Genomic DNA, 9720 nt, shown 5'->3' on the forward strand with positions numbered 1-9720 from the left:
ATTACAGGTTCAACAGAAATCTCTGACTCTTTGAAAGGTTTTGCAACCTATGAAGCAGAGCAAACGGTTAATTCCTCCGCCAGCAACGATAAGAATTCTGATTTCAACCAACGTTACCTATTTGCAGGTTTACAAGCTGATTTTGGTGCTATTTCTGTCGGCCGCCAAGATACGGCTGGCGTGCAAATTTCTCAAATGTCAGACATCGGTACTTATACTGGCGCTCAAAAAGAGTTCATCAACGCAGGTAATGAGCAAATCAACAACACCTTCCTCTACGCAGCTACATTTGATGCCCTCAATGTGAAAGCAAGCTTTATTGCAGGCGAAGAAAAAGACACCGATGGCTTTGGTCTTTCTGCAATTTATAACTTACCTATCGGCCTTGGTTTAGGCTTGGGCTACGCAAGCAACGATAATGGCACAGGCCAAGGTGCAGCGAATCAAATTATTGCCGGTGTGAATTACACGTTGGACGATTTGTACTTAGGCCTGACCTATACACAAGGGGATTTGGACGATAAAGCGAAGAGCGAATTCAACGGGATTGAATTTGCTGCGCAATACAAAATCACAAGTAACTTCCGCTTGATTGGGGTGTATCAAAAAACGGAAAATGAAACTGCAAACGTCACAACGACGAAAAGTGATTTTGCTGAGTTGACAGGGCGTTATGATTTCAATAAGTCAATCTACACTTACGTTGCCTACAAAATGAACAACCTAGATAAAAAAGACCTCGGCACTGCGTATGATGCAAAAGACTCTATTCGCCTAGGTCTACGTTACAACTTCTAATTTTAATTATACGAACGCATATACTCCCTAAGGATTTTGTCCTTTTGGCCAGGCACTCGCTTGGCCTTTTTTATTTGCCGGTATTGCACCACAATAAAACACATTGCACTAGGCTAGACCATGCTTAACAGAGCCAACAATATAAGTTCACTATTTTTCAATAAGTTAAAGGTGGCACACAACCTGCTATGGAATAAGTACAAATGCATGGCAGCGTTTGTGCTTCTTTTCAGTGCTAAGGCAGAGCACTGGCCGTTCATGTTCTTTCGCCCTCTTTTTAGGGGGCTTTTTTTATCCCATCACCACAGCCCATACGCAAAATGTTTGGCGTTTCAGACAAGTGGAAATCAGCAGGGATAACACTTGCTCAAATTTATTGAACCATTCCATTCATTTCAGAGATTGGTTTAACGCTGATAAGTCAGTATGATTCAACGACTTTTTCTATAACCCTCTTCTCTATGACCAAAATACTTCACCACCCAATCCAAGGGGCAAGTTGGATGCTAATCGCAGGCCTCGCCTTTGCGATAGTCAATAGCCTTGCTCAAGTCGCCAGTATCAATTATGGCCTGTCATCTACCACGGTGGCGCTGGTTCAATATGCCATCGCGTTAGTCGTTATTTTGCCGTATTTATCAACGTTAGGGATCCGCTACTCGCTGCGCACCGAGCATTTAAGCATGCATATTTTCCGTGTGTTTTTATCTGTGATTGGCATACAACTCTGGTTATGGGCACTCGCCTATCCCGTACCCATTTGGCAAGGTATTGCACTGCTGATGACCTCTCCTCTGTTTGCCACGATTGGCTCAGGCCTTTTTTTAAAAGAGAAAGTGGGTACAGCGCGCTGGGGAGCAACATTAACTGGCTTTGTCGGGGCGATGATCATCCTTGAACCTTGGGCTGACGATTTCAACTGGGCATCGTTGCTGCCTGTTGGCGCGGCATTTTTTTGGGCTTGTTACTCTTTGATGGTGAAAAAACTGTCTGCCCATGACTCACCGTCTACTATGGTGGTCTACCTTTTAGTACTGATCACACCGTTCAATCTACTGCTCGCTTTACCAGATTGGCAAACACCTCAAGGAAGCACTCTATGGCTCATATTGCTTTTTGCGGGTGCGATGACAGCACTGGCTCAATGGGCGATAGTTAAAGCCTATGCGGTGGCAGATGCGTCTTTTGTGCAACCTTTTGATCACGCGAAGCTGCCACTGAATGTTTTGGCGGGTTGGTTAGTGTTTGGCTGGGCACCACCCGGGCGATTATGGCTTGGCGCTGCCATCATTATCGCTTCAGTGGCCTTTATTACTCACTGGGAAACAAAAAAATCTTCGCGTTGAAATAAAAAGTCACTCAACTCTTTCCTATTCTCTAAGCAATGCTTCTTGAGGAAAACACGATGGCAAAACCGATAAAAATCACACTATACCGATGGGCTGGAAGTTGGGGTCCATTTAAAGTCACCATCCCTTGCGGCGAGTGTACGCTCACCAAGGACATTTTGACTGACACCTTCAATAATGAACTGGAGGGCATTCCCATCGAGTTAGAAGTCAAAGACTGGCTATCGTACTGGTGGGAACCCTTGAAACTTGGCGCATGGCACGCCCCAATATTGGTCGTTGAAGGTAAAGTGATCAGCCAAGGAGAAGCGTTAAATCGAGGTGTTTTGGTTCAATCGGTGATCAAAGAGTGGGCACAACGTGACGAGTTAACTGGCAATATTGTGTATGGAAAAGCCACTTGCCCGTACTGCGTCAAAGCAAAGAAATTGCTGGATGAAGCGGGAATTCAATACACCTATCATGATGTAGTCAAAGAAAGTGCGGCGCTGTACCGGATGATCCCAGAAGTTAAAGCCATCATCGGTCAAAAAACGCCCGTCACTGTGCCACAAATTTGGCTAGAAAGCCGCTATATCGGCGGGTGTGATAAATTGGAAGATTGGCTAACCAAAAAAAGTCAGTAGTGCCCCAGAGCATCTGGTTACTTTAGAAGAAAAAGTACTGACACCTCAGAAACCGCCGACTCTTTAGTCAGTAATGGTATACGGGCTCTTTGTGGACGAATGGTGGACGAATTTGCACAGTCATTTTTACCCCAGTAAATAAAGCAAAGCCCCAGCTTGTTACCAAGCTAGGGCTTTTTGATTCTTAGGCATTCACTATTTGCTGAATTTCTTCACTAGCGTTTTAATGAAAGACTTTTTCTTTGCTTGTGGTTTGCCATGCATTGCATCATACATCGCTTTTTTTGCGATCAGTTGACCAACGTAAGCACCACCTAATTCATAACCCATGAATCACCTCAACATGTAATTTATTTACCTAACGAGGTGTATATTAGTCCAAAAAAGAACAAAAACAAGACTTGAGTCACAAAATAAAGTAATTAATTTTCAGTTAACCGCGTTTAGGCTGCTTATAGGTTTTACCAGCAGCCAAGTAAGTTTCTTTCTGCTTAACTTCAAACATGGTTTCAAAAAACCAAGCAACAAACTTAATAACGTCATCGCCTTCATTCATAATGTGTTCGACAAACTCTTCTTCTTCACCTTGCTCATTTTCTTGCAACACGACGTGGTAAATGCGTTGCTCCCCATCCACTTCGGCTAAAGCAAACTGACCCACTAACGATAAGGCTGCTTCAGCAATATCTTGATCTTCAAATACTTTCAGCATATCTAACGCTTGAGGAAGTGTTTTTTGCTCGCACAAGCTTTTGACTAATGCTTGAAATTCATCTTGTTGCATTGATTTTTCCGTCGAATTAATGTCGCCGAGATTATACCTCAAATTATTTCTCTTGTGCCGACATGTACGATGTAAATGCACCACTAGACTTAAACCGCTTCAAACCGGAAGGGTATAAACAAGCATTAAGCGAATTTGGTTTGACGTAAGCGATAGGAAGAACACAACACCAAAAACATAGCGCAACTGGTTGCTAAATAGAACCAGCCTAGCGACATCTGACTCGTGATCCATATTTCCACCAAGTATCCCCCTAAAAATCCAGCTAAACACATTTGAATGGAGCCAGATAGAGCCGCAACGGAGCCCGCTTGAGTTTTGTGTGGCCCGAGCAGCATGCTGGTGGATAATGGAAATGAGATACCTTGCGCAATCGTTAACCAAGTAAATCCCCACACTAAATTGAACACGCTCATCGGTGTTATCAGTAACCAAACACCGGCAAAAGCCATAATGACAATCGCCAAAGCAAGTAAACGTTGGGATGAAAAACGATCATTGAGTAAGTTAACGGCAACACTGCCTATCATCAAACCCGCGGAAGGGACGATCATTACGGTTCCATAATCGGCGGCCGTTAACCCCAACTTGTTTTGCAAAAGAAAAGGCAGCACCGACAGAGTCACTAAGCTAGATAAATAGCTGATCCAGTTGTAACTGGCGCTGGTCAGCACTTGGGAATTTTTCAAGAGTAGCAAGTAGTTATGCAATACGGCCTTAGGTTGAAACCGATGTTTCGCGTATGGCAACGTTTCTGGCAATATCCACCAACCTAAAATAAAAATGGTACAGATATACACTAATACGAACACAAACACGGACTGCCAACTTAAATGAAAGGCAATCCACCCACCGAGCACAGGGGCAATAATTGGCATAATTGAGGCGGTGATGGCGATGTAAGAAAGCGCCTTTGTTAATTGCAGACCATCATAACTGTCACGCAGCACACTGCGGCCAAGAACAGAAGCACTTCCCGCGCCAAGCCCTTGCAGTAGGCGACCAGCAGCCAACGCATGAAAATTATCCGAAAAACAGACACACAATACTGTACCGGCCAAGTAGATCCCCTGCCCGAGTAAAAATGTCGGGCGTCTACCAACCGCATCAGACAATGGCCCGTAAAAAAGCTGTGACATTCCAAACGCCACTAAAAAGAGCGTGACGAGCCATTGAATACTGGCTTGGTCAACCATTAAGTCTCGGCTGATCAACGGCAGTGCAGGTAAATAGATGCTCACCCCAACTTGGCCCGTGGCAATGATCATCATCGCCAATAACATCGGCGTCTTTTTAAATGGTGTGCTAGCGAGAGTTTTCATGGGTTGCTAAGTGAGCTCTTATCGTCGGTAGATGTGGTGTCAAAATACGTTTTCAGTATATATTGGCAACTCAGATTTGATAATAAAGCACTCAGGAAATGAATTAGTTCCAATGAGGAATGAGTAGGGTAACGATGGATTGGATACAAAATGTTAAAACATACATGCGAGTGGTTGAAGAAGGAAGCTTTAACGGCGCGGCACGTAAGCTCAATACCACCAGCTCAGCCATCAGTAAACGAGTACATTGGCTGGAAGAGAAAATTGGCGTGCAGTTACTTAAGCGCACCACACGAACGGTGACACAAACCGAAGCGGGTGCTCTCTTTTATGAGCGAGCAAAAGCACAACTTGAAAGTTGGCAATCGGTGGTTGATGAAACACGATCTGTCAGCCAAACTCCCGCTGGCCTGCTAAAAATTGGGGCGACACTCTCTGTGGGCTCAAAATTTTTGGTGCAGTATTTAGATGAATTTCTACAGCGCTACCCTGACATTCGAATCCAACTGACCACAACAACTCCGGGGCAATTGCCCGAACTTCACCTTGATTTATTCATCAGCCGAGAAATTGACCAACTCAACTCCCTCAGTTTTAAAGCCTCACCCCTATTTGAACATAGGGCCGGCTTTTATGCTTCTCCTAACTATATTGAAAAATATGGTATGCCCAAATCTGCCGAACAGCTTCAACAGCACAATGTCTTGATTTGGGGAGAACACACAACGCGCGAATTAAAAACCTCAACGGGCAAACGCCTATCGTTATCGGGTAATTTCGCGACAACCAATCCAGAAGCACTTTTCTATGCAGGCAAAAATGGCATGGGAGTGATTGTCACCAACGACGTGATGGTCAAAGAAGAACTACGTTTGGGCAATCTGATACGTTTGCTACCCGATATCACCGTTGATCAAGCAACGGTTTACGCTTATTACCCTAAACTTGATTATCAACACACTCGAACTCATTTATTTCTCAACTACTTAAAAGAAAAATTAACGAATGAAGCTAGGTAGCTAAATTGGGGTTACGTCTATTTCCATCAAACAATTGTCCACCAGAGCAAATTTATCCTAGACAAAAAAGTACTCATAAAACTCTGCAACTAAGCCGCTGAATAACCAATATTTTATTTTTTGCGTCTCAAGTACCCATCATTGCGAGTGGCAAAACTGCGCAATGTCGACCATAGTCACTAAGTGCATATTCTAAAAAAACAGAGTACGACATATGACTAAAACATCATTGGCTAGGGATGCAGTTAGTCTAAACACCATTAACGAGCTCATGCTGCTCGATGGCTCTGAGTTACATGATCGAGCCACATTGGTGCTGCATACACATTTTCAAACCTGCTGTACATGCATCGTCGAGTTAGACAAATGGCATTACAGAGCTCACACCTTATCTCATGCTGGTGAGACGCCAGACAACAACGACACGGGTTATCCGCTCAGGGGAACACCGTGTGAGCAAGTGTGGAAATCAAAACAGGAATACTGTCTGTTTCCATCACAAGTGACCAAAATTTTTCCTGATGACAAGTTTCTAATTGAAAATAAGATTGATGCCTATATCGGTATTCCTCTACGTGCCAAGAATGGCGAAATACTCGGAATGCTCGTGTCTACCTTCTATTCTCCCATCGAAGATGAGGAATTCGTGATTGGCTACCACCGAATCATTGCGAACATAGTCGTTCACAGCCTGCGCAATAAGTGGTTGAGCGAACGCTCTGACAGCTTGGTTAATCAACTTAGTTACGAAGTTTCTCACGACAACCTGACCGATTTAATGAACCGCAGTTATCTAGCTGACAAATTAGAACGCTTAGTTGAAACAACCAATGAACCGTTTACTCTTGCTTATTTAGACATCGATAATTTTAAATCGATCAATGACTTATATGGGCACTATATTGGCGACCAAATCATTAAGTTTGTGGCTAATGCCATCATTAAAAGCGTTCCGGAAGAGAATTTGGCATTTCGAATCGCAGGGGATGAATATGCGTTTATCACCTTCTCTAATGATCCGTTGCAAATCTGCCGCTGTATATTGGATAAGCTAAATACAGGTTATGTCGATGCATCACATCGCATTAAAATTAGCTTAAGCATTGGCATTTCAAGGAAAACTCAAGAGACAATCACGGCCGATCAACTGATACTCAATGCCTGTTTAGCACTCAAAGAGTGTAAGCAAACTCGCGGTAGTAATATCCGTTGCTATGATACCCATCTGAGTGACCAATACCATCGTCAAACCCAAATCACAGAAGCTCTACGCCGTGAACTCAATAAGTTAACCAGTAAAAATAGTGAGCTATTTGTGGTGGCGCAACCGATCGTCAGTCGTCACCAAGAACAGTGGAACTATTTTGAGATTCTCACTCGCTGGAATAGCGAAACTCTGGGTGCGATTTCACCGATTGAGTTTATCGATACTGCTGAGCAGTCAGGTTTAATTGTGGAATTAGGAGAACGCATTGTTGAGCTGGCATGCCTAGCAAAAGTTGAGCTAGAGGAGGGCTTAGGCTACAAGGTAAAATTAGGACTTAACTGTTCGGCACATGAACTGATCAACTCCAAGCGCTATCTCGAACACTTAATGCAAACCATTACTCAATACGGCTTTGAGCCTAATGAATTCACAATTGAGCTCACCGAAACAGTACTACTTTCACAAACCAGTGAAGTTAGATACATCTTAGATAAGCTCAGACTACTTGGTTTTACCATCGCGCTTGATGACTTTGGCACTGGCTATTCGAGCTTGAATTACATCCATAGCTACCCCATCGATTGCATTAAAATTGATGCCACTTTTATCAAAAACATGGTGTGTAACGAAACAGCAGAGCGTGTAGTTTGGTTGATTATTCAATTGGCAAATCAACTTCGGGTTGATCTCGTCGCAGAAGGGGTGGAGAACCAAGAAGCTCTGGAGAAACTCTATGCTATGGGCTGTGAACAGATCCAAGGTTACTATTTTTCAAAGCCAGAAACACCGCACTCTATCGTGACTCACTGGAACAACATGAGCCATGTACGGCGCGCATAAAAACCCCTCACTCGAAAGTGAGGGATTACTAATATCCATTATGCTATCACATTAAGACTCTTGGTCAGCCGAAGACTCACTGGTGGCATACCGCAGTTCTTGCTGCTGAAGCATAGAATCGAGTTCATTACGCCTTGCAACAAACCCCGCCATCTCTTTTTTAGGCACTGAGTTTGCCATTGGTATGTTGGCGGTCATGGCATTCACTGCGCGATCTCGAACCATCAGCTCATAATGCAGATGAGGCCCAGTGACTCGGCCCGATTGCCCAGATAAACCGATCCGCTCACCTCGCGATACTTTCTGACCTTTACGCACTAAAATTTTACTCAAATGCAAATAGCGTGTTTTGTAAGTACTGCCATGTTGTATCACCACGTAATTACCCGCATAAGGGTGCTTACGCGTCATGATCACCGTACCATCGCCAGTCGAGAATACCGGAGTACCGACTGGTACACCAAAATCAGTACCATTGTGCGGAGCCACTCTTTTTGTGACTGGGTGCAGGCGATGCGCATCAAAGTTAGAGGTAATGCGTTTATTTGTCGTCGGATAGCGTTGAAATGCGCGCTGTAAACTATCGCCATTTTTGTCATAGTACTGCCCATCACGGTGTAAATAAGCAGAAACGTCTTTGCCTCGACTGTAGATTTTAATCGCTTGAATTTCACGATTGCCCGTCAATTTCTCACCGACAAATTGACGAGATTGAACCACTTCAAATCGATCGCCAACCCTAAGATCACGAGAGAAATTGAGTTTATCTTTAAGTAAAGAGACGATCTGTTCTATCTCAGCGCTGCCTAACCCTATCGAATTGACCGACTGAGAAAAGCTGCCTTGGATCTCGCCAACCATGGCGAACTCTTTCCATACACCCGGTATTTTAACATCTTGAAACTCATAGGTACCATCATCTAAACGTGAATATACCGCGCGCTCGACTAGGCTAAATTCTAGCTCCATTTTGGAAAGCGCATTTCCATTTTGCGCTTTCCAAAACCTGAGGATGTTGCCAGGTTTTAACGTATCCAATGCGAGGTAGTTTAAATCGGTTTCCATAATCTTCATCAAATCTTGGTAACCAAAGCCAAGTTGATTAAAGATAGTACTTAAATTGTCACCAGATTTAATCTCATATTCAAAATCCGGAAGATTTTTTACCTCAATAGCATCAGATAAAATCGACTGAACAATTTGAGTTTCGGTAATAGAGAGCTCAATTTGGCGCTGTAAGGAGCTATCCTGAATAGACGAGGAAAATGCGATGGCCGCGACAATCGGTAGGCCAATAATCGACGCTTTTTTTGGAAGTGAAAGCTCAGAAAAGCGCAGAATGAGAGAACGAGGAAGCACTATCTATCCTGTGGATTAAGTCAAAAGAGCCTCAAGATTAAGACTTTCTGTTTCAAAAGTCACCTATATCGTGTGATTCTATGGTCAAAAAAGGCACCGGAGTGCCTTATAATAAATCAACAATTACACGTAAAAATGAGTACTGTCCTAATCATATTTCACGCTTTCACAAGATTTATCAACAACCTATTGATAAGTCGTTACTAGGCTATTTTCCTCGCCAAAACCATTGGCAATGTACTGGTCAGCGCTAGGATCATTAACCCATTGTTGGTCATCCAACAAGTAACGAAATTGAAATTCAGCATCTTTAGGTAAACGGGTTTTAAATTTAAAACTATTACTTTTCGCCACCTTTTTCATTGGTTCTGGTTGCCAGTCAAGAAAGTCCGCTACTATCGCAACATTGCCAGCCG

10 protein-coding genes are annotated in these 9720 nt (G+C 43.4%); 5 read left to right on the forward strand and 5 right to left on the reverse strand.

Annotation, left to right across the window (positions count from 1 at the left end):
- From B9J84_RS14160 to B9J84_RS14175, 3 genes are all read left to right on the forward strand, one after another.
- A partial coding sequence (locus tag B9J84_RS14160; RefSeq protein ID WP_094124406.1) for a porin occupies nucleotides 1–798 on the forward strand: 798 nt, incomplete at its 5' end.
- 461 nt (nucleotides 799–1259) lie between these two features.
- Entirely contained in the window at nucleotides 1260–2144 is an 885-nt protein-coding gene (locus B9J84_RS14170) for a DMT family transporter (protein WP_013868098.1), read from the forward strand.
- A gap of 59 nt (nucleotides 2145–2203) precedes the next feature.
- Nucleotides 2204–2773, forward strand: a complete 570-nt coding sequence (locus B9J84_RS14175; RefSeq protein ID WP_010320515.1) for a glutaredoxin domain-containing protein — start codon at nucleotides 2204–2206, stop codon at nucleotides 2771–2773.
- 195 nt (nucleotides 2774–2968) lie between these two features.
- Here the strand turns inward: B9J84_RS14175 and B9J84_RS16385 are convergent, their stop codons facing one another.
- From B9J84_RS16385 to B9J84_RS14190, 3 genes are all read right to left on the reverse strand, one after another.
- Nucleotides 2969–3103, reverse strand: a complete 135-nt coding sequence (locus tag B9J84_RS16385) for a hypothetical protein (RefSeq protein ID WP_013868100.1) — start codon at nucleotides 3101–3103, stop codon at nucleotides 2969–2971.
- Nucleotides 3104–3206: 103 nt separating this feature from the next.
- A complete protein-coding gene (locus B9J84_RS14185) occupies nucleotides 3207–3557 on the reverse strand; it encodes a hypothetical protein (protein ID WP_026027570.1) in 351 nt (116 codons plus the stop codon).
- A 125-nt stretch (nucleotides 3558–3682) separates the two neighbouring features.
- On the reverse strand, nucleotides 3683–4879 hold the full coding sequence (locus B9J84_RS14190) for a multidrug effflux MFS transporter (protein ID WP_094124408.1): 1197 nt from the start codon (nucleotides 4877–4879) through the stop codon (nucleotides 3683–3685).
- 134 nt (nucleotides 4880–5013) lie between these two features.
- On the opposite strand from B9J84_RS14190, the gene B9J84_RS14195 reads away from it, so the two are divergent.
- Nucleotides 5014–5898 (forward strand): LysR substrate-binding domain-containing protein, encoded by an 885-nt coding sequence (locus B9J84_RS14195; protein ID WP_179217574.1) that lies wholly within the window; start codon nucleotides 5014–5016, stop codon nucleotides 5896–5898.
- A 214-nt stretch (nucleotides 5899–6112) separates the two neighbouring features.
- The gene (locus tag B9J84_RS14200; protein ID WP_013868105.1) at nucleotides 6113–7945 is read left to right on the forward strand and encodes a bifunctional diguanylate cyclase/phosphodiesterase; all 1833 of its coding nucleotides are present in this window, start codon (nucleotides 6113–6115) and stop codon (nucleotides 7943–7945) included.
- 51 nt (nucleotides 7946–7996) lie between these two features.
- On the opposite strand, the gene B9J84_RS14205 is transcribed toward B9J84_RS14200, so the two are convergent.
- Both B9J84_RS14205 and B9J84_RS14210 read right to left on the reverse strand, forming a co-directional pair.
- Nucleotides 7997–9304: a peptidoglycan DD-metalloendopeptidase family protein gene (locus B9J84_RS14205; RefSeq protein WP_017050287.1), complete on the reverse strand. Its 1308-nt coding sequence runs from the start codon at nucleotides 9302–9304 to the stop codon at nucleotides 7997–7999.
- Nucleotides 9305–9490: 186 nt separating this feature from the next.
- Nucleotides 9491–9720: isoamylase early set domain-containing protein (locus B9J84_RS14210; protein WP_094124410.1), on the reverse strand; the 230-nt coding region annotated here is incomplete at its 5' end.

The sequence above is a fragment of the Vibrio sp. V03_P4A6T147 genome (assembly GCF_002241085.1).
GTDB lineage: Bacteria > Pseudomonadota > Gammaproteobacteria > Enterobacterales > Vibrionaceae > Vibrio > Vibrio anguillarum.

What these genes read in the sequence shown, in the direction of transcription:
- B9J84_RS16385 (WP_013868100.1), bottom strand. Translation starts at nt 3,103, where the DNA reads ATGGGTTATGAATTAGGTGGTGCTTACGTTGGTCAACTGATCGCAAAA.
- B9J84_RS14200 (WP_013868105.1), top strand. Translation starts at nt 6,113, where the DNA reads ATGACTAAAACATCATTGGCTAGGGATGCAGTTAGTCTAAACACCATT.
- B9J84_RS14175 (WP_010320515.1), top strand. Translation starts at nt 2,204, where the DNA reads ATGGCAAAACCGATAAAAATCACACTATACCGATGGGCTGGAAGTTGG.
- B9J84_RS14185 (WP_026027570.1), bottom strand. Translation starts at nt 3,557, where the DNA reads ATGCAACAAGATGAATTTCAAGCATTAGTCAAAAGCTTGTGCGAGCAA.
- B9J84_RS14190 (WP_094124408.1), bottom strand. Translation starts at nt 4,879, where the DNA reads ATGAAAACTCTCGCTAGCACACCATTTAAAAAGACGCCGATGTTATTG.
- B9J84_RS14170 (WP_013868098.1), top strand. Translation starts at nt 1,260, where the DNA reads ATGACCAAAATACTTCACCACCCAATCCAAGGGGCAAGTTGGATGCTA.
- B9J84_RS14195 (WP_179217574.1), top strand. Translation starts at nt 5,014, where the DNA reads ATGGATTGGATACAAAATGTTAAAACATACATGCGAGTGGTTGAAGAA.